14 protein-coding genes are annotated in these 19,337 nt (G+C 65.1%); 6 read left to right on the top strand and 8 right to left on the bottom strand.

The genetic code is table 11. The features are described 5' to 3' along the window. Nucleotides 1–57 precede the first annotated feature (57 nt). Nucleotides 58–795: a TerC family protein gene (locus tag QXZ85_RS19250; RefSeq protein ID WP_315742191.1), complete on the bottom strand. Its 738-nt coding sequence runs from the start codon at nt 793–795 to the stop codon at nt 58–60. Continuing rightward, a complete protein-coding gene (gene pcsA, locus QXZ85_RS19245) occupies nt 792–1,526 on the bottom strand; it encodes a phosphatidylcholine synthase (RefSeq protein ID WP_315742192.1) in 735 nt (244 codons plus the stop codon). Before pcsA ends, QXZ85_RS19250 begins: the two co-directional genes overlap by 4 nt. 134 nt (nt 1,527–1,660) lie before the next feature. On the opposite strand from pcsA, the gene QXZ85_RS19240 reads away from it, so the two are divergent. Continuing rightward, nucleotides 1,661–2,875: a UbiH/UbiF family hydroxylase gene (locus tag QXZ85_RS19240; RefSeq protein ID WP_315742193.1), complete on the top strand. Its 1,215-nt coding sequence runs from the start codon at nt 1,661–1,663 to the stop codon at nt 2,873–2,875. A gap of 21 nt (nt 2,876–2,896) precedes the next feature. Here the strand turns inward: QXZ85_RS19240 and QXZ85_RS19235 are convergent, their stop codons facing one another. Continuing rightward, nucleotides 2,897–3,850, bottom strand: a complete 954-nt coding sequence (locus QXZ85_RS19235; RefSeq protein ID WP_315704030.1) for an AEC family transporter — start codon at nt 3,848–3,850, stop codon at nt 2,897–2,899. 108 nt (nt 3,851–3,958) lie between these two features. On the opposite strand from QXZ85_RS19235, the gene hspQ reads away from it, so the two are divergent. Further along, on the top strand, nt 3,959–4,291 hold the full coding sequence (gene hspQ, locus QXZ85_RS19230) for a heat shock protein HspQ (RefSeq protein ID WP_315704031.1): 333 nt from the start codon (nt 3,959–3,961) through the stop codon (nt 4,289–4,291). A gap of 161 nt (nt 4,292–4,452) precedes the next feature. Here hspQ and QXZ85_RS19225 read toward each other — a convergent pair whose 3' ends face one another. Beyond that, nucleotides 4,453–5,229, bottom strand: coding sequence for an invasion associated locus B family protein (locus tag QXZ85_RS19225; RefSeq protein WP_315742194.1), 777 nt, complete (start codon nt 5,227–5,229; stop codon nt 4,453–4,455). 260 nt (nt 5,230–5,489) lie between these two features. Here QXZ85_RS19225 and QXZ85_RS19220 point away from each other — a divergent pair, with 260 nt between their 5' ends. The 3 genes from QXZ85_RS19220 to QXZ85_RS19210 all read left to right on the top strand — a co-directional run bounded on the left by QXZ85_RS19220 (nt 5,490) and on the right by QXZ85_RS19210 (nt 10,202). Next, nucleotides 5,490–7,316 (top strand): extracellular solute-binding protein, encoded by a 1,827-nt coding sequence (locus QXZ85_RS19220; protein ID WP_315742269.1) that lies wholly within the window; start codon nt 5,490–5,492, stop codon nt 7,314–7,316. 66 nt (nt 7,317–7,382) lie between these two features. Beyond that, entirely contained in the window at nt 7,383–8,891 is a 1,509-nt protein-coding gene (locus QXZ85_RS19215) for a class I adenylate-forming enzyme family protein (RefSeq protein ID WP_315704293.1), read from the top strand. Between the two features lie 81 nt (nt 8,892–8,972). After that, the gene (locus QXZ85_RS19210) at nt 8,973–10,202 is read left to right on the top strand and encodes a GGDEF domain-containing protein (RefSeq protein ID WP_315742195.1); all 1,230 of its coding nucleotides are present in this window, start codon (nt 8,973–8,975) and stop codon (nt 10,200–10,202) included. Nucleotides 10,203–11,084: 882 nt separating this feature from the next. Here the strand turns inward: QXZ85_RS19210 and mfd are convergent. Both mfd and QXZ85_RS19200 read right to left on the bottom strand, forming a co-directional pair. Beyond that, nucleotides 11,085–14,600 carry a transcription-repair coupling factor gene (gene mfd, locus QXZ85_RS19205; protein WP_315704034.1) on the bottom strand — a complete coding sequence of 1,172 codons (3,516 nt, stop codon included), beginning with the start codon at nt 14,598–14,600 and terminating at the stop codon, nt 11,085–11,087. Next, nucleotides 14,600–14,887 carry a succinate dehydrogenase assembly factor 2 gene (locus QXZ85_RS19200; RefSeq protein ID WP_315704035.1) on the bottom strand — a complete coding sequence of 96 codons (288 nt, stop codon included), beginning with the start codon at nt 14,885–14,887 and terminating at the stop codon, nt 14,600–14,602. The genes mfd and QXZ85_RS19200 overlap by 1 nt, the downstream gene beginning before the upstream one ends. A 191-nt stretch (nt 14,888–15,078) precedes the next feature. Between QXZ85_RS19200 and recG the strand changes: the two genes are divergently transcribed. Further along, nucleotides 15,079–17,181, top strand: a complete 2,103-nt coding sequence (gene recG, locus QXZ85_RS19195; RefSeq protein WP_315764220.1) for an ATP-dependent DNA helicase RecG — start codon at nt 15,079–15,081, stop codon at nt 17,179–17,181. A 321-nt stretch (nt 17,182–17,502) separates the two neighbouring features. Here recG and QXZ85_RS19190 read toward each other — a convergent pair whose 3' ends face one another. Beyond that, complete coding sequence (locus QXZ85_RS19190) at nt 17,503–18,363, bottom strand: DUF1932 domain-containing protein (protein ID WP_315704037.1); 861 nt, start codon at nt 18,361–18,363, stop codon at nt 17,503–17,505. Between the two features lie 116 nt (nt 18,364–18,479). Then, nucleotides 18,480–19,274, bottom strand: a complete 795-nt coding sequence (locus QXZ85_RS19185; RefSeq protein WP_315742197.1) for a DUF502 domain-containing protein — start codon at nt 19,272–19,274, stop codon at nt 18,480–18,482. Between the last annotated feature and the right edge of the window lie 63 nt (nt 19,275–19,337).

Genomic DNA, 19,337 nt, shown 5'->3' with positions numbered 1-19,337 from the left:
GGTCGCGGCTGCCTGCTCGCAAGCCAAGGCGATCACGGCCCCCTTGTCAACCGCGGCTCAGACGTTGCGCTTCCTGCGGTTACGGCCTGCCAGCACGTTGAAGAACTCGACCGCGACGGCAAAGACGATCGCGAAGTAGATATACCCGCGCGGGATGTGGAACTTGAAGCCATCTGCCACCAGGGCGACGCCGATCAGCACCAGGAAGGCGAGCGCCAGCATTTTGGTGGTTGGGTGCGCCGCGACGAAGCGCGCCACCGGTCCCGACGAGAGATACATGATGACCATGGCGATCATGACCGCCGCGATCATGATCTCGAGCTCCTGGGCCATGCCGATCGCGGTGATGATCGAGTCCAGCGAGAAGATGAGATCGATGACGATGATCTGCAGGACGACCAACAGGAATCCCCTGCTGCTGCCGCTCTTCTGCTCGGCCTCATCCTGCGCTTCCACCTCCGCATGGATCTCATGCGTCGCCTTGGCGATCAGGAACAGGCCGCCGCCGATCAGGATCAGGTCGCGCCAAGAGAACTGCTCGGAAAAACCGAGACCGCGCACCGAGAACACCGGCTCGGTCAAGCCGATCAGCCAGACCAGCATGCTGAGCAGCAGGATGCGAAAGATCAGTGCGAGCGCGAGACCGATCTGCCGCGCCAGCCTCGCCTGCGGCCGCGGAATGCGCGCAACGATCACCGACAGGAAGATGACATTGTCGATGCCAAGGACGATTTCGAGCGCGGTGAGCGTGAGCAGCGCGGCCCATGCCTCGGGGCTGGTCAGAAGTTCAATCATGCTTTCAGGGATCTCAGGAGACGGATCGCGGAATCGCTCGCCACGACATAAATGCCAATGACACAAAGGAGCGCTACGACCGGCAGGCCGACATCGAAGTCGCGCGCCAACACATCGATCGCGAGCACTCCCCAGACCACCATCAGCGCCAGCGTCAGCCAGCGCAGCCGAACCACGCGGACAGGGTGGATGACGTGGAACGGCACAAAGGTCAGCACGATGAGTGCCGCCACAGCCAGGCTCGCCAGGGCCGCCGGCGGATGCAGCAGGAAGAGATAGAAGGCTGCGATATTCCAAAGGCCGGGGAAGCCCCGAAAATGGTTGTCGTCGCTCTTCATCCGCCGATCGGCAAAGTAGAGCGCACCGGTAACGGCAACCCCGACCCCGAGCAGCGGCGCGGCGAGCGGCAGCAGCAAACCGCTCGCTGTGATCGCATAGGCCGGCACGAACACATAAGTGACGAAATCGACCACGAGATCGAGCACGTCACCGGACCAGTATGGCTGCACTGTCATGACGTCCAATCGGCGCGCCATCGGACCATCGAGACCGTCGATGACGAGAGCCACACCCAGCCACCAGAACATTGCCGTCCAATGTTCGCGGACGGCCTCGAGCATGGCGAGCAGCGCCACGCCAGCACCGAGCGCGGTGAAGACGTGAACTGAAAATGCCGCCGCCCGGTGCGTCGGCGTTGCCAATGCGTCGCCCTCTGGTTTCAACTGATCCATGACCACGGCAGTGCTAGCAGGAATCGGAACGAATTGCACATCGGCCGCTGCGCCCTATCGCCGCGTATTTACTACATAGACCGTCATGCTTAGGTAGGCTTGAAAAAGTCCGCGAGAAGGTCGATGTTCCCAACATGACTGATACACCCGCCTCTTTCGATGTCGTCGTGGTCGGTGGCGGTCCCGCGGGACTCGCGGCCGCCATCGCACTTGCGCAAAGCGGCGCCGCGACCGCTCTGGTCGCCCGGCGTGCCCCATACGCCGACAACCGCACCACTGCCCTGCTCGGCGGCTCGGTCGACTTTCTCGATGAGCTCGGGGTCTGGCAACTCTGCAAGGACCGGGCTGCGGGATTGAAGGCGATGCGGCTCGTGGATGACACCGGCCGCCTGATCCGCGCTCCCGAAGTCCGCTTCGTCGCGGACGAAATCGGGCTCGACGTCTTCGGCTACAACGTCGCCAACAGCGTGCTCGTCGAGGCGCTCGAGCAGCGCGCCGCGGAGTTGCCCAGCCTGGTCCGGATCGACCAGGAGGCCGAACGCGTGTTCCCGCAAGAGGACGAGGTACAGGTCACAACCCCGTCGGGCCTGGTCATATCCGCCCCGCTCGTCGTCGGTGCCGATGGACGGCACTCGATGTGCCGTGATGCGGCCGGCATCGGTGTGTCCACGCGAGCGCTGAACCAGGCCGCGCTGACTTTCAACATCAGCCACGCGCGGCCGCATCACAACGTGTCCACCGAGTTCCACACGCCTCACGGACCGTGCGTGTTCGTACCGCTTCCCGGTGACCGCTGCAGTGTCGTCTGGGTCGCCGCGCCGAAAGAGGCCGATCGGCTGTTCGCGCTCGACGACGACGCCTTGTCGGCCGCAGCCGAACGGCAGTCGCACGCCATCTTCGGCCGCGTCCAGGTCGAGCCCGGCCGCTATCTCTTCCCGCTCGCGATCGAGCGCCCCCATCATTATGCCCGCAGGCGCATTGCGCTCGTCGGCGAGTCCGCCCATGTGGTGCCGCCGATCGGCGCGCAAGGCCTCAATCTGGGTCTGCGCGATGCGATGGACATTGCGGCCATCGTGAGCAAGGCCAGAGCCGCAGGAGAGGATCCCGGTGCAGCCTCGGTCCTTACGCGCTACGGCGCGGCGCGGCGCGCCGATATCTTGAGCCGCACCTTCGTGATCGATGTCGCCAATCGCTCTCTGCTCAGCGATTTCGTGCCGATGCAGTCGCTGCGCGCGTTCGGCATGCATCTGATCGGCTCGATCGGCCCGCTGCGTCGGCTTGCGATGCGCGAGGGGCTGGCGCCCTCATGGCGGCCGAACGCGATCGGCCCCCATCGTCGCGCGAGTTAGTCTTAGCTGCGCCAGACCGTCTCACGGAAAGACGAGCCGGCCGCTTTGGATCAGCCACATCACGCTGGTCAGCGTGACGACGGACGCGAATGTACCGATCAGCACCGTAACCGAGGCCGGCTCGACCCAGGTCTCATTCTGACGCGCGATCACGAACACATTGAGCGCCGGCGGCAACGAGGCCATCAACACAGCGGTCGCCGCCCAGGGCTGGGCGAACGGACCGAATGCGAGCATCAGGCCGAACGAGAGCAGCGGGTGGATCAGCAGCTTCACCGTGATCACGGCAGGCACCTCCCACGGCACGCGCTTGAAGGACCGGAGCGCCACAGTGACCCCAAGCACGAACAAGGCGCTGGGGGCTGCTGCGTTCTGCAGGAACTGCAAGGTGCGATCGAGCGCAACCGGAGGCTGGAAATGCATCGCGGCGGCGACCGCGCCGGCGCAGGTCGACATGATCAGCGGGTTGAGGAGGATCTGACGCAGCACGACACGCAATGCGTGTAGCAGCGAGGGGTGATCGCGGTCCGTCAGCTCGATCAGCAGCGGCACGATCGAGAACAGGAAGATGCTGTCGCAGCAGAAGATCAGCGCGGTCGGCGCGGCGGCCTGGCTGCCGAGCACTGCGAGGGCCAGGCCCGGTCCCATGTAGCCGATATTGCCATAACCACCGGCAAGCCCCGCCATGGTCGCCTCACGCAACGACAGCCGCCCCGCGACACGCCCGACCACCAGCGCGAACGCGAACGCCAGCATGGTCGACAGCGTGGTGGCGACCAGAAATGGCGGGTTGTTCAATTCCGCGAACGGCGTGCGCGCCATGATCCCGAACAGCAGCGCCGGCAGCGACACGTAGAGGAGGAAGAAATTCATCCAGGCGAGCCCGGCATCGGGCAGCCGTTTCAATTTACCGCAGGCGAAGCCGATGAAGACGACGCCGAAATACGGCAGCGCCAGGTTCAGGATATCGATCATGAAAGCGTCGGGATGAGTATTTGCGCGGCGGGACTCGACTCCCCTCCTTAGATTAAATCGGTCCCGGGGGCACTAGCGTCAGCCGCAATCCTGGTCTATTCGGAAAGGATGATCAAAGCGCGAACTGCCAAGTTCCAGATCGGCCAGATCGTCCGGCACCGGATTTTCTCATTTCGGGGCGTGATCTTCGACATTGATCCGGAATTCAACAACACCGAGGAGTGGTGGCTGTCGATCCCTGAAGAGGTGCGCCCTCACAAGGATCAGCCGTTTTATCATCTGCTGGCGGAGAACGCGGACTCCGAATATGTCGCCTATGTGTCGGAGCAGAACCTGCTGCCCGACAACTCCGGCGAGCCGATCCGCCATTCCCAGCTTTCCGACCTCTTCATCAAGGACAAGTCAGGCGGCTATCGTCCGCGTAATTCGTCCTTGAACTGAATCGGCTGCCCGCGATCTGCGCGGGCCACCAGTCCAAACTAACAAAGAACCCACAAAAAAGGCGCCCTTCCGAGCGCCTTTTTTGCTTGTCCGACAGTCCGATGCCACCACTGCGGTGGCGTGGCAGGTGCGGAACGAACGTCAGGTCCGCTCCGCTTGCCTCATTTCGCGGCTGTGGGCGGTGCGGCTTCGAGCTTCTTGCGAGCTTCCTCAGCGCGCTTCTGCAGCTCTTCCTGCAGCTTCTTCTGGTTCTCTTCGAACTGTTTCGGGTCGGTTGGCGGGCCGTCATAGGCCTTGGCGAAGCTGCTTCCCGTATCCTTCTCCTGCAGCGGCAGCGGCAAGGTCAGCGCAGCGCCGTTGGAGTTGATCGCCTGGACGTACAGATTCTGGCCCTTCTTCATGCTGGCGATGAACTCGGGCGTCGCCTCATAGTCGGACATGCAGCCGTTCTGGAAGCAGATCACGTAGGGGTTCTGCATCGGCGGGTTGTTGTCGACGACGATCCGGGTCCCCGGCTGAAGCTGCATGCCAAGCGGCAGGGTGACGCGCAGGATCTTCTTCGGCTCACCTTCCGGCTCGATGATGACGGCGGCGACCACGGGCTGGCCGGACTCGATACGGCCGTCCTTGCCGATGAAGCAAACCTGCTTGGCGTTCGCGTCCTGCCCCTTGAGACAGAATTTGGTCCAGGGCGCATAGATCAGCTGGATCTGCTGGTCGGGCGCCGGCTGCTGGCCCGGAGCCTGGGCCGGCGCGCCAGCAGCGGGTGGCGCGCCAGGCGCCTGCGCAGCCGGTGCTCTAGGCGCGGCCGGGCCCTTCCCCTTCGCGCCAGGGGCCTGGGCTTGCGCGGCAGAGGAAACAGCCAGCGCGGTTGCCGCCAGCAAGGCGACGAGCCGCCCACGCGGCCCAACCGACGAGGCCAAGTCACGGAAATTCATTGCGGAAAACCCTTTCTGAACGGCAGCGCCCGAGACCGCCAAAGACGCCACACCAAGCCGTTTCGCGCGGCTGTCTCCTCAGGAATTGAGGCGGTTAAGTGACAGGCGTTGCTGCTTTGCCCGATCGCCCGCCTTCATAACGTGGCGGGCGGAAAGATCAATGCCGAGGCAGCCTGCGTCGGCGCGATCTACCGGCTCGCGGCCTGTGCTAAAAGACGCTTGTGAGCTGTTCCGAATCAAATGCTTGCGTTCCTATGTTCATGCTCCGGTGCATGCGGCTTGCCGCCGGGGCAGTTTGTGCTGTTATCGCGGTGCTGTTGCAAACGATCTACACTGCACCTGCAGGCGCGACCGAGAGCCATGCCATCGCCATGCACGGCCTGCCGGCGCTGCCCGCCGATTTCACCCATCTGCCCTATGTCGATCCGGCCGCTCCCCAAGGCGGTCGCCTGACCTGGGGCTTGCTCGGAACCTTCGACAGCCTCAATCCCTTCATCGTCAAGGGTATTGCAGTGCAGCAAGTGCGCGGCTACGTGGTCGAGAGTCTGCTCGCCCGCGGCAATGACGAGGCCTTCACGCTCTACGCGCTCCTGGCCAGGAGCGTCGAGACCGATGACGCAAGAACCTACGTCACGTTCCGGCTGGACCCGCATGCCCGATTCTCCGATGGCGAGCCGGTCCGTGCCGAGGACGTTCTGTTCTCCTGGGCGCTGCTCCGCGACCATGGCCGGCCCAATCATCGGCAGTATTACAGCAAGGTCGCCAAGGCCGAGGCACTGGACCCGCTCACGGTCCGGTTCGACTTCGGCGGTGTCGAAGATCGCGAACTGCCGCTGATTCTCGGGCTGATGCCGATCCTGCCGCGGCATGCGACCGACGTGTCGAGATTTGAAGAGACCACGATGACGGCGCCGATCGGCTCCGGTCCTTATCGCGTCACCGCGGTGCGGCCAGGAGCCAGCGTGACCCTGACCCGAAATCCGGACTATTGGGGCCGCGACCTCCCGATCAACCGTGGATTGTGGAACTTCGATGAGATCCGGTTGGACTTCTATCGCGAGGCAAATGGTTCCTTCGAAGCATTCAAGCGCGGGCTCTACGACTTCCGGGTCGAGGACGAACCTCTGCGCTGGCACGATGGCTACAATTTTCCGGCCGCAAGGACCGGCGAGGTCGTCCGCGATACCGTGACCTCGGGCATGCCGCAGCCCTCGCAGTTTCTCGTCTTCAACACCCGCCGGCCGGTCTTCTCCGACATCCGGGTGCGCCGCGCCCTAACGCTGCTGTTCGATTTCGAATGGATCAACCGCAACTATTTCTTCGGACTGTACAAGCGCAGCGGCGGCTATTTTGCAGGGTCGGAACTGTCGGCCTACGGGCGTCCCGCCGATACGGTCGAACGAGAGCTGCTCAAACCGTTTGCCGGCGAGATCCCACCCGACATCCTCGACGGCAGCTATCGCCTTCCGATCACCGATGGCTCAGGTCGCGACCGCCAGACGTTGCGCACCGCACTGAACCTGCTGTCCGAGGCCGGATATCAGCTCGATGGCGCGGTGTTGCGGCAGCGCTCGAGCCATGCGCCGCTCGCCTTCGAAATCTTGGTGACGACCAGGGATCAGGAGCGCATTGCGCTCGCGTACTCCGATAGCCTCAAGCGCGCCGGGATCGCGGCCGCGGTGCGCGTCGTCGATCCCGTGCAATTCGATCAACGCCGGATCGGCTTCGAATTCGACATGATCCAGAATCGCTGGGACCAGTCGCTGTCGCCGGGCAACGAACAGGCCTTCTACTGGGGGAGCGAGGCTGCGGACCAGCCGGGCAGCCGCAATTACATGGGCGCCAAGGACCCGGCCATCGATGCGATGATCGCCGCGCTGTTGCGCGCTCGCGACAGGTCCGACTTTGTTGCGGCCGTCCGCGCCCTGGACCGCGCGCTGATGGCTGGCTTCTACGCAATTCCAGTGCTTAATGCGGCCGACGAATGGATTGCACGCTGGAATCGGATAGAACGTCCAAAGCGAACAGCTCTGTCGGGATCGCTCCCCGAGAGTTGGTGGCGGCGGCCGGACATGACGCCGAAATGATCGGCTGTGGCAGGACCATTTTCGGAGATCCGGGTTTCCGCCACACCGGGAATGATGGGGCAGCAGGTGAACCAGGTTACGACATCGCCGACGCTTGACGGGTTGTTCCAGCGTATCCTGGCGCGTAAGCCGGATGCGGTCGCATTGATAGATCCGGTCAACAAGCCGCGGGTCACCGGCCAGCCCCAGCGGATACTGACCTATGCCGACGCCGATCGGATCATTGCCGCGCTCGCAGCGCATTTCATCGACGCTGGGCTTCCGACGAATTCGGTGATCGCGGTGCAGCTGCCGAACACCGTGGAATTCATGCTGACCGTGCTCGCCGCGCATCGCGCCGGGCTCGTCGTAGCGGTGTTCCCGCTGCTGTGGCGCCAGGCGGAGCTGGTGGCGGCGTTGAACCGCATCAGTGCTCGCGCAATCGTCACCACCACCAAGGTCGACGGCGTGATCCATGCCGATCTCGCGATGCATGCTGCGGCGGAAGCGTTCTCGATCCGCCACGTCTGCGGGTTCGGCAGCGAGCTGCCGGAGGGCATGTTTTCGCTGGATCAGGCGATTGCAAAGCCGTCGCGCTCGGCGCGAAACGTCCTGCAGGACGGCCGCAAGGCCGCGATCATCTCCTTCGATGTCACCGGCGACGGCTTCCGCGCCGTGCCGCGCAGCCATTTGAGCCTGATCGCGGGGGGACTTGCGGTCTCGCTGGAGAGCGATCTGCCGCAGGGTGCCAACATGATGTCGGCCTTCGTGCCGTCGTCCTTCGCCGGCCTCACCTCCTCGCTCGTCACCTGGCTGCTATCGGGCGGCAGCCTCGCCCTGCATCATCCGTTCGATTCCGATACGCTGGAGCAGCAGATCAACGAGCTCGGCTGCAATGCCCTGATCGCGCCGGCGCAGCTGGCGCTGCGGCTCGATGAGGGCGATCTCGCGGCTCGTCTGCCAAGCTTGCGGCACGTCATCGGCATGTGGCGGGCGCCCGAGCAGGTGGGATCGAGCCCGGCCTGGATTTCGCAGCAGGTCGAGATGACCGACGTGTATTTGTTCGGCGAGGCCGGAATGTTCGCGGTTCGTCGCACGACGCCGGACGGCGCGCCCGGTCCGGTCAAGCCGGGGTTGCAAGGCGTGCCACGCGACCAGCCGGGCTCCTCGATTGCGGGCGAGGTGCTGGTGACGCCAAAGGGCACCCTCGGACTGCGCGGCCCCATGGTCGTCGTTGCAGCCTATGCGCCCCCGGCACCGCCGAGCGACTCTCTGGTCCCGGCGCAACCGCGAGATTACGTCGATACCGAATACGCCGTTCGTCTCGACCGCGTCCGGGACGTGATCTCGATCACCGCGCCGCCGGCCGGCGTAATGGCGGTGGGCGGCTATCGCTTCCTGGCGCAGGACCTGCACGAGTGGTCGCGACGGCTGGGCCAGGGGGCCCTGCTGACCGCCCTGCCCGATCGTCTCAGCGGCCACCGGCTGGCTGGGCGTGCCATGGACAATGCGCGGGCCCGCGAGGCGCTGGCGGAGCTCGGGCTCAACCCCCTCATGGTAGAGGCATTTCGGGACCGGACCAGCACTTCGGCCTGAAGCAGCACACATTGCTAACGGCGCGTTAACGCAGGCAACTTAGGATCACAGGCCCAATCGCCTGCGTTTCTGAGTATCCTTATGTCCCAGCAAGGCCCGCTTCTTCTCGTCTCCAATTCCGCACGGCCTTCGCTGGTGGCCGCCCTCGAGGCAGCCCAGCTATCCCCCTCGGTCCAGACCACCTGGCGCGAGGCGGTGCGCGCTTCGTCCGAGCTGCAACCCGCAGTCGTGCTGGCGGCATTGGACGGTGCACCCGAGGCCGACATCGCAGCCGTGGCGCGACAGATGGTCGCGCGAAAACCCTACGTTCCGGTGATCGCGCTCGGGCCTCACGGCCAGCTGCCGGATAATGCCGTGCCTTTCCGGACCGAGAACGACACTGACCGTCTCGTGGCCCGCGTGCGAGCCGCGCTCCGCCTTCGCGGCCTGCATGCAACGGTGCTGCGGCGGCTCAGCGAAGCCCGTGCCGAACCCATCTCCCTGCCGGATAGCGATCCGCTCAACGACGCCACCGTGCTGCTGCTCGGCCGCGGCACGTCCTATCCAGAGCTTTCGGTCGCGCTCGGCGAGCGCATGGCGGTGGTCGGCGCGCTCAGTATCGAGGCGGCCGCCAAGCATCTCGCGAGCCGCGAGATCGATGGGGTCGTGCTCGGCGACGGCTTCACGCCGCGCGTCGTCGATGCCTTTCTCACCGTGCTGTCCGAGGACACGCGCTTCCGCAGCCTGGCCGTCGTGGTGACCTGCAGCGTTCCCGCGCCGCCGGTCGCGCTGGCCAATCTCGAGGTCGTCACCGGCGACCCCGCGCACATTGCCGCCAACGCCTTGCCGCTGATCCGTCAGCACGCCCTCGAGGCGCGTTTGAACCGGACGCTCAGGGCAATCGAAGCCGGCGGGATGCTCGATCCGCAGACCGGTCTGTTGACCAAGTCTGCCTTCGCCCGCGACTTCGCGACCGCCGTGAGCCAGGCTTTGAAGCGAGGCAGCGGGCTTGCAGCCGCACGCTTTGCCTTCGACCCGACGCATCCCCGCGCGCAGTTCGACGGCGCCCGGATCATCGGCCGGCTGATGCGGCGGACCGATTTCGGCACCCGCGAGGACAACGGCTCGGTGATCGTGGTGTTCGCCGAGACCGATCTGCGCGCCGCGCACGGGATCGCGCGTCGCCTGACGAGCGTGATGCGCCACACTTCGCACGGCAAACGTGACGCACGCGCTGAGCCATCCATCACCGTCGCCGCGCTGCAGCCGGGCGATACCGCACGCAGCCTGCTCGCGCGGCTGTACGACGAGACACACCGCGCAGCGTCTTGATATAGTCGAAGGCACACTGCCGTCATTGCGAGGAGCGAAGCGACGAAACAATCCAGCATCGCCGTTATGGCGCGAGATACTGGATTGCTTCGTTGCGCCCGCAATGACGGCTGAATCTGGCAGACGGCGCTCCATTCGCAATGCCTTGCTGATATCGGACGCTCGCTGCCGCCGGCTTCATCACGATCTCAACCCAACACCTACATTCCGCGACCGCGCATTCGCCCCACTCGTCTGATTTCGTCGTTTCGGACCTGGGGGCCTCCTGTACAGAGGAGCATTGCACGTGCAGAAACAACAATCTCGCGACGAGACCGACTGGGTGAGCGTGATCGTGATCGTTCTGGTCTTCGCTGTCGCCACCTGTGCGCTGCATTTCGGCTGGTTGCTGAGATAAGCCGTCACCTAGCTTCCACGCACTTCAGAAGCGATCTGATTGCGACGGTGCGTTCTCCGCCAAAAAGGGGCGCCGAAAGCTTCAGTGTATCCGCAACGTCCAATAGCTCAGCAGGAAGCCGACTCGAGCCGATCGGAGCATCGGGAATGGCGACGAGCTCATAACCGCCCGTTTCATTCTTTCCTGTACGATGGACGTCGGTCCAATCGTAGACGAATAGCCCTCTTTCGCACAACGCGATGAAGCTGTCCGGCCGCGGCACCCCGACAAGCTGACGATAGGACGATACGACCGGCAAACGGCACAACTGCTCTTCAAGATTCTCTATCGGGAGAAGCTACACCTCCAATGCGATCGAAGGGGATTGGTCCGGCACCTGCAGTCATGAACGCGCCAGATGTCCCTGGCGATCGGACGCAAGCCACGTACATTCAATCCCAATCGGGTATTGTCTCATATTCATCTGATGCCGAGCCTTTGCAGGACTACGCCGCCTTCTTCTTCTCTGCGAGCTCGGCAAGGTCCTTCAGGATATCCGTGGCCCCCGCGAGCCGCTCTTCCGGCGTCTCCCAATCCTGCAGGAACACCACTTTCATGTCGGGCCGCACCTTGGCAGCCTGGCCATGGCGCTTGATGAAGGCCACCAGCCGCTCGGGGTGGGCAAAGCTGTTGTCGCGGAAGGCAATGACCGCGCCCTTCGGACCGGCATCGACCTTCTCGACGTTGGCCCTGCGGCAGTAGTTCTTGATCGCCGCGACCTTGAACAGATAGCGCGTCTCGTCCGGCAGCTTGCCGAAGCGGTCGCGCAGCTCGGCGGCGAAGTTCTCGATCTCCTCGTCGGTCTCCAAATCTGCGAGCCGGCGATACAGCGACAGCCGCACCGAGAGATCTGAGACGTAGTCCTCCGGAATGAGCACGGGCATGCCGATCGTGATCTGCGGCGACCAGCGGTCGACGGTGGGCTCGGTGACGCCGGCCTTGAGGTTCTCGATCGCCTCCTCCAGCATCGACTGGTACAGCTCGAAGCCGACTTCCTTGATGTGGCCGGACTGTTCCTCGCCGAGCAGATTGCCGGCGCCGCGAATGTCGAGGTCGTGGGAGGCGAGCTGGAATCCCGCGCCCAGCGTCTCTAGCGACTGCAGCACGGTCAGGCGTTTCTCCGCCTGCGCGCTGATCTTGTGCGTCGACGGCAGCGTGAACAGCGCGTAGGCGCGCAGCTTGGAGCGGCCGACGCGGCCACGTAGCTGATAGAGCTGGGCGAGGCCGAACATGTCGGCGCGGTGCACGATCAGCGTGTTGGCCCTGGGAATGTCGAGGCCGGATTCCACGATCGTGGTCGAAAGCAGGATGTCGAACTTACCGTCGTAGAAGGCGGAGATGATGTCCTCGATCACGGTCGGCGCCATCTGACCGTGCGCGACTGCGACCTTCATCTCCGGCACGGTCTTGTCGAGGAACTCCTTGACCTCGGCAAGATCGTCGATGCGCGGCACGACGTAGAAGGCCTGGCCGCCGCGATAGCGTTCACGCAGCAGCGCCTCGCGGATCATCACGGGATCATGCGGCGCGACGAAGGTGCGCACGGCCAAGCGATCGACCGGGGGCGAAGCAATGATCGACAGCTCACGCACGCCGGTCAGGGCCAGCTGCAGCGTGCGCGGGATCGGCGTAGCCGACAGCGTCAGCACATGCACCTCGGCGCGCAGCTGCTTCAGCCGTTCCTTGTGGCTGACGCCGAAATGCTGCTCCTCGTCGACGATGAGCAGGCCGAGATCGCGGAACTTGATCGATTTGCCGAGCAGCGCGTGAGTGCCGACCACGATGTCGACCGAGCCGTCGGTCAGCCCCTTCTTGACCTGGTTGAGCTCCTTGGTCGAGACGAGGCGCGAGGCCTGCGCGACATTGACCGGAAAGCCGCGGAAGCGCTCGGTGAAGGTCTTGGCATGCTGGCGCGCGAGCAGCGTCGTCGGTACCACGACAGCGACCTGCTTGCCGTCGAGCGCCACCGCGAACGCCGCGCGCAGGGCGACTTCCGTCTTGCCGAAACCGACATCGCCGCAGATCAGCCGGTCCATCGGACGTCCGGCTTCGAGATCGCCGAGCGTCGCCTGGATCGCGGCGAGCTGGTCCTCGGTCTCATCATAGGGGAAGCGCGCACAGAACTCGTCGTAGAGCCCGGCCTGGACCGGCAGCTTCGGCGCCTCGTGCAGCATGCGTTCGGCCGCGATCTTGATCAGCTCGCCCGCCATTTCGCGGATGCGGTTCTTCAGCTTGGCCTTGCGGGTCTGCCAGCCCGAGCCGCCGAGCTTGTCGAGTTCGACATTGGTCTGGTCGGAGCCGTAGCGCGACAACAGCTCGATGTTCTCTACCGGCAGATACAGCTTGGTCTCGCCGGCATAGCGCAGCTCGAGACAGTCATGCGGCGCGCCGGCGACCTCGAGCGTCTGCAGGCCAACGAAGCGGCCGATGCCGTGATCGACATGGACCACGATGTCGCCGACGCCAAGACTGGTGACCTCTGAGATGAAATTGTCGAGCTTGCGGCTGGCGCGGCGCGGCCGCACCAGGCGGTCGCCGAGGATGTCCTGCTCGGAGATGACGGCGATCTGGTCTGTCTCGAAGCCGGTCTCGAGCCCGAGCACCGCCAGCATGGTCTCGTTGCGCGGGGTGGCCTGCACCATGCGCCAGGTGTTGACGCTGGTGACCAGCGTCAGCTTGTGATCCCGCAGCATGCTGGTCATACGGTCGCGCGAGCCTTCGCTCCACAGCGCGATCACCACCTTCTTGCGCTGCGCCTGCAGCGCCTGCACATGCGCCACGACGGCTTCGAATACGTTGACCGCGGCATCGTTGCGCTCGGGCGCGAAATTGCGGCCCTGGCGGGCGCCGATGTCGGCCACGCCAGCCGCTTCCGGCACGGCAAACGGCGTCAGCTTGGCGACCGGCGCCGCATCGAGCCGCGCCGTCCATTCGGCTTCGCTCAGATAGAGCCGGTCAGGCGGCAGCGGCTTGTAGATCGCGCCGCCGCCGGGATGCTCCATCGCCTCGCGCCGCGCGTCGTAATAGTCGGCGATCTGCTTGAAGCGCTCGCGCGCGGCATCCTCGCCCTGCGACTCGATGATGACGGGCGTGCCGGCGAGATAATCGAACAGCGTCTCCATGTTGTCGTGGAACAGCGGCAGCCAGTGCTCCATGCCGGGATAGCGGCGGCCCTCGCTGACGGCCTCGTAGAGCGCATCGTCGCGCTCGGGCGCGCCGAACTCGGCGACATAGCCCATGCGGAAGCGGCGGATGGTGTCGGTGACGAGCTGGAATTCGGAGACCGGCACCAGGTCGAGCGAGCGCATGTCCAAGAGCGTGCGCTGGGTCTCCGCATCGAAGGTGCGGATCGACTCCAGCGAGTCGCCGAAGAAGTCGAAGCGCACCGGCTGATCGAGCCCGGCCGGAAACAGATCGAGGATGCCGCCGCGCACGGCATATTCGCCGCTCTCGCGCACCGTCGACGACCTATTATAGCCGTTGTGCTCCAGCCAGGCGACGACCGAGTCCATCGGCACGACATGGCCTGGCGCCACCGACAGCGCCTGTCCCGCCATGGTCTCGCGCGCCGGCACGCGCTGCACGGCCGCATTCACCGTCGTGAGCACGATCAGCGGCTTGTCGCTGCCGGCCAGCCGCGACAGCCGCGCCAGCGTGGTGACGCGCTGCGCCAGGATGCCGCCATGCGGCGAGACGCGATCGTAAGGCTGGCAGTCCCAGGCCGGGAATTGCATCACGGGCAGATCGGGCGCGAAGAACTCCAACGCACGCGCGAGCTGCTGCATCCGTGCGCCGTCGCGGCAGATCACGGCAAGGCTGACCGCCGGCGGCTTCGGCCGCGCGGCAACGGCACGGGCAAGATCGGCGGCGACCAGACCTTCGGCGCCTTCCGCGACATTGGCGAGCGTCAGCGCGCGTCCAGGCGCCAGCAGCTCGGCAGGCGATTTGACAGGGCTCTTCATCAATCCAAACCCACGGCGCGGAACGCCTTGATGCGCAGAAACAGCGCGCCGGCCGCCTCGGGCGGCAGCGGCCCGTGGCCAGTCACCGCCGCGTAGAAATCCTGATCCGGAATTTCGAGCAGCTGCTCGAGCTCGGCCAATTCGTCATCGGCAAGCGTCGCGATCTCGGCATCGGCGAAACGGCCCAGGATCAGGTCCATTTCCCGCGTGCCACGGTGCCAGCAGCGAAACAGCAGCCGCTTGCGGCGGTCATCAAGCCCCTGGCTCGATCGGGTCGTCCCAGTCATCGCGATATCCTTGCGGTACAACGCCAAAAGCCCGGACGGAGCCGGGCGCGGTTCATATAGCGACCGTCCCCGGTCCTGTCAGCCCTGTCCGACGCAGAACCGACATGTTCGGGCCGTTCGCGGACGAAAAAACAGGTGGACGCCGGCCAAGGAGCGGATATGCCCGGCCGAAACGGTCTTAAGTGTCGTCGATGCGCCCTGCTCTGCTCAATCCGCTATTTGCTCCGGTCACGAGCCTCGCCGGCGTCGGTCCGAAACAGGACCAGCTGCTGCGCTACCTGCTCAGCACGACCGACACCCCGCGTCTGGTCGATCTGCTGCTGCATCTGCCCTCGAGCGTGATCGACCGCCGCAACAGGCCCAAGATCCGGGATGCCGAGGTCGGAACGATGGTGACCTTGGAGGTGACGGTGGAGCGGCACCGGCCGTCGCGCAATGCGCGGGCGCCTTACCTGGTCTATGCCAGCGACGACACCGGCGACGTCGTACTGACCTTCTTCCGTGCCAAGGGCGACTACATTGAGAAGCAGCTGCCGGTCGGGGCCAAGCGCTACGTTTCCGGCACCATCCAGCGCTATGACGGGATGCCGCAGATCGTTCATCCCGACCGCATCCTCGATGAAGCTGCGTTCACAAAGCTGTCCGGCATCGATCCGGTTTATCCGCTCACCGAGGGGCTCGCGCTAGGCTCATTGCGGCGCGCGATCGCGCTGGCGCTCACCAAGCTGCCGAACCTGCCGGAATGGATCAGCCCGGAGGTTCTGAGCCGCTGCGGCTTCCCGCCGCTCAAGGAGGCGCTGACGCGCGTGCACGTTCCGCAGGAGCTGACGGACGTGCTGCCGGAAAATCCATACTGGTCGCGGCTGGCCTTCGATGAACTGCTCGCCGGCCAGTTGGCGCTGGCGCTGGTGCGGGCGCAATTGCGCCGTCCCGCGGGCAACCGCCACGCCGGCGACGGCCATCTCCGCCGCAAGATCATCGACGCCCTGCCCTATGCACTGACGAACTCGCAGGCCCAGGCGATGGCCGCGATCTCGGAGGATCTCGGCAAGCCCGTGCGCATGCTGCGGCTGCTGCAGGGCGATGTCGGCTCCGGCAAGACCGTCGTGGCGCTGCTGGCCGCGGCGGCCGTCGCCGAAGCGGGCAAGCAGGCGGCGCTGATGGCGCCGACCGAGATTCTGGCACGTCAACACGCCAAGACCATCGCTCCCCTGGCCGAACGTGCCGGCATGCAGGTGGCAATTCTCACCGGCCGCGAGAAGGGCAAGGAGCGTCGCGATATTCTCGCACGGCTGGAGGCCGGCGAGATCGATCTCCTGGTCGGCACCCATGCGCTGATCCAGGACGATGTCGTCTTCAAGGCCTTGGCGCTCGCGATCGTCGACGAGCAGCACCGCTTCGGCGTGCGGGAGCGGCTGGCGCTGACGTCCAAGGGCGAGGCGGTGGACGTGCTGGTCCTCAGCGCGACCCCGATCCCACGCACCTTGGTGCTGACCTATTTCGGCGACATGGACATCTCCGAACTGCGCGAGAAGCCGGCCGGACGTCAGCCGATCGACACCCGCGCCGTCGCGGACACGCGCCTCGGCGAGGTGATGGATGCGGTCGGCCGCGCCCTCAACGCCGGCAAGCTGGTCTATTGGATCTGCCCGCTGGTCGAGGAATCCGAGGCCGAGGGCACCGATCATCTGACCAATGCGACCGAGCGGTTCGAGAGCCTGCAAAAACGTTTCGGCGATCGCGTCGGTCTCGTCCACGGCCAGATGAAAGGCACCGAGAAAGACCGTGTCATGGGCCAGTTTGCAGCTCATGAAATCCGGCTTCTGGTTGCCACCACCGTGGTCGAGGTCGGCGTCGACGTGCCGGCAGCGACCATCATGGTGATCGAGAATGCCGAGCGCTTCGGGCTCGCGCAGCTGCATCAATTGCGCGGCCGCATCGGCCGCGGCTCGGAAGCCTCGACCTGCATCCTGCTCTATCACGAGCCGCTCGGGCAGATGTCGAAATCGCGGCTCGCCGTGATCCGCGAAACCACCGACGGTTTTCGCATTGCCGAGGAGGATCTGAAGCTGCGCGGCGAAGGTGACGTGCTCGGCATCCGCCAGAGCGGCCTGCCCGGCTATCGCATCGCGCGCCCCGAGGTGCACGCCCAGCTGATCACGCAGGCCCGCGACGAGGCACTGCGCGTGTTGAAGGAGAACCCCAAGCTTGAGGGCCCGCGCGGCGAGGCGCTGCGTTGTCTGCTCTATCTCTACGAACGCGACGAGGCGATTCCATTGCTGACGGCGGGGTAGATCGGCGCGTGCTTCCGTAGGCTGCGCAAAGGCGCGTTGAACGGTGCTTCTGCCTCAGCCGGTGTGGGAGGCCCGCCGTGCCCACCCTTCGCCTTCTGCATCGACTAACAACGCTGTCGTCACGGCCTTGAGCCGGGCCCCATAATCCCGGATAGCAGTTTGAGGCGGGCGGGCGTTGACCGGCTCGCCTGCCAGATCCGCCGCGGCGTATGGGTCCCGGATCGGCGCCGCGACGGCGCTGGCGCGCGTCGCGGCTTGCCCGGGACGACGAGAGGGAGTTCTGGATGGCTTCGCATCCATCGCAATATTGCGTGGAGACAGCTACGCGGACTTCTTCACCTTGCAGCTCTCGGCAAAAGCGACCAGCTTGGCACCTTCGGTTCCTGCGCCCTGCGCATCGGCCGCGATGTGCTCGAACAGGCGGGCAAAACCTTCGTAGATCAGAGCCGCCGGATGATCCTCTCCCAGGAAGCCCGCGATCTCGCGCATCTCGGCGACCCAGCGATAGGCTTTCGGAATCATGTCCGGCAGCGCGTTGGCGAGACGGGCTTGCACCGCTGGCGCGCTCAGCGCGAGTTCGTCGCGTAGCGCATCGGCCGCGCCGGCGTCCGTCGCCGCCAGCACCATCGCCGTGCCAACCCCGGTCAGGCCTTTGCTGATGCCGGCATAGGACATCTTGAGCGCCGACGCCGCGCCGACCGGCCCATCAATGATGCGTAGATCGAGCCCGAGATCACGCAGCGCCGCGACGTTCTTGGCGCTGTCGCCGCTGACGTAAAGCGCCGGCCCCTTCGTGCCCGGCTTCGGCGGCAGCCCGATGATGGCGGCATCGACGAAGCGCGCACCAGCGGACAATACGATCGCTTCGATCTTGGCGATCGTCTCGACGTTGACCGCGTTGCAGTCGACGATCACCGGCTTTTTCGCATTCTTCGTGATCAGGGTTGCCAACTGCCCGGCCAGCGTAACCGCCTCGGCCGGCGGCACGATCGACAGGATGATGTCGGCATTGACGATCGCGGCGGCGTCGGCCGCGATCATGCCGGCCTTCGCGGCGCGTGCCGTGGTTGCCGCGCTGCGGCCCTCCAGCGACGTCAAAACCTTCGCGCCATGCTCGGCGAGCCGCGCCGCCACCGCGCTGCCCATGGCGCCGGGCGCAAGAATCGCAATGCTGGGGATCATCGACGGCTCCGGTCGTTGCACATCGCAGAGTACGCGACTCCGCCCAAGCATGAACTGTCGAAACGTCAGAGCCCTCTACCAGCAGCGCGGACTTGCGCTCCTTGGCTGAATGAAGATCAATCCGCCTTCGCCGGCTCAGGCTCGAGCGCATCCGTGCGCGCAGATGAATTGGCGATCCGCGCCATATTGGCCATGTTGCCCAGCGCCGCCGCCTTCTTCTGCGGATCGGAGCCCGGCTGCACCACGCCTGCCGACATGATCAGCGTCGCCGCATCCTCTGCCTTCATGTCGATCTCGACGATCTTGCTCTTCGGCACGTAGAAGAAGAAGCCGGTCGTCGGGTTCGGCGCACAGGGCAGGAACACCGAGATGTGATCCTCCTGCCCGGGCAGGCTGTTCGCGATGTCGGGGTTCGGCGGCTGCGAGATCAGCACGATCGACCACATGCCCGGCGAGGGAAACTCGACCAGCCCAACCCGGCGCAGGCTCGAGCCCTTGCCGGAGAACAAGGTCTCGAACACTTGCTTCAGGCCGCGATAGATGGCGCGCACCGCCGGAATCCGGCCGAGAATGCGTTCGCCGAGATCGACCAGCGTGCGGCCGATCAGGTTCGCGGTGAGGAAGCCGAGCAAGGTCAGGCCAACCACCGCAACGATCAGTCCGGAGCCGGGGATGCCGAACGGCAGATAAGTTTCGGGCCGGTAGGCGGAGGGCACGAACGGCCGCACCAAGCCATCGACCCAGGTGACGAACCACCAGGTGATATAGAGCGTAATGGCCACCGGGCCGGCCACCACGAGGCCGGTCAGGAAATAGTTGCGGAACCGAAACATCAACCCGTGGTGGGTGATTTCGGCAGGCGCATCGGCCGGAGGCTCAGGCTGGGGCGGCAAGTCGTCGCGGGAACTCATGCAGGCTTCCGGGTCGGATCAAATCTCAGCTAAGCCTCTTAGCAGATTTTTGAAGGGGAATGG

The organism is Bradyrhizobium sp. SZCCHNGR1005 (genome assembly GCF_032489995.1).
GTDB lineage: Bacteria > Pseudomonadota > Alphaproteobacteria > Rhizobiales > Xanthobacteraceae > Bradyrhizobium.
The sequence above is the reverse complement of the archived record's forward strand: the minus strand, read 5'-3'. Positions and strand labels throughout refer to the sequence as shown.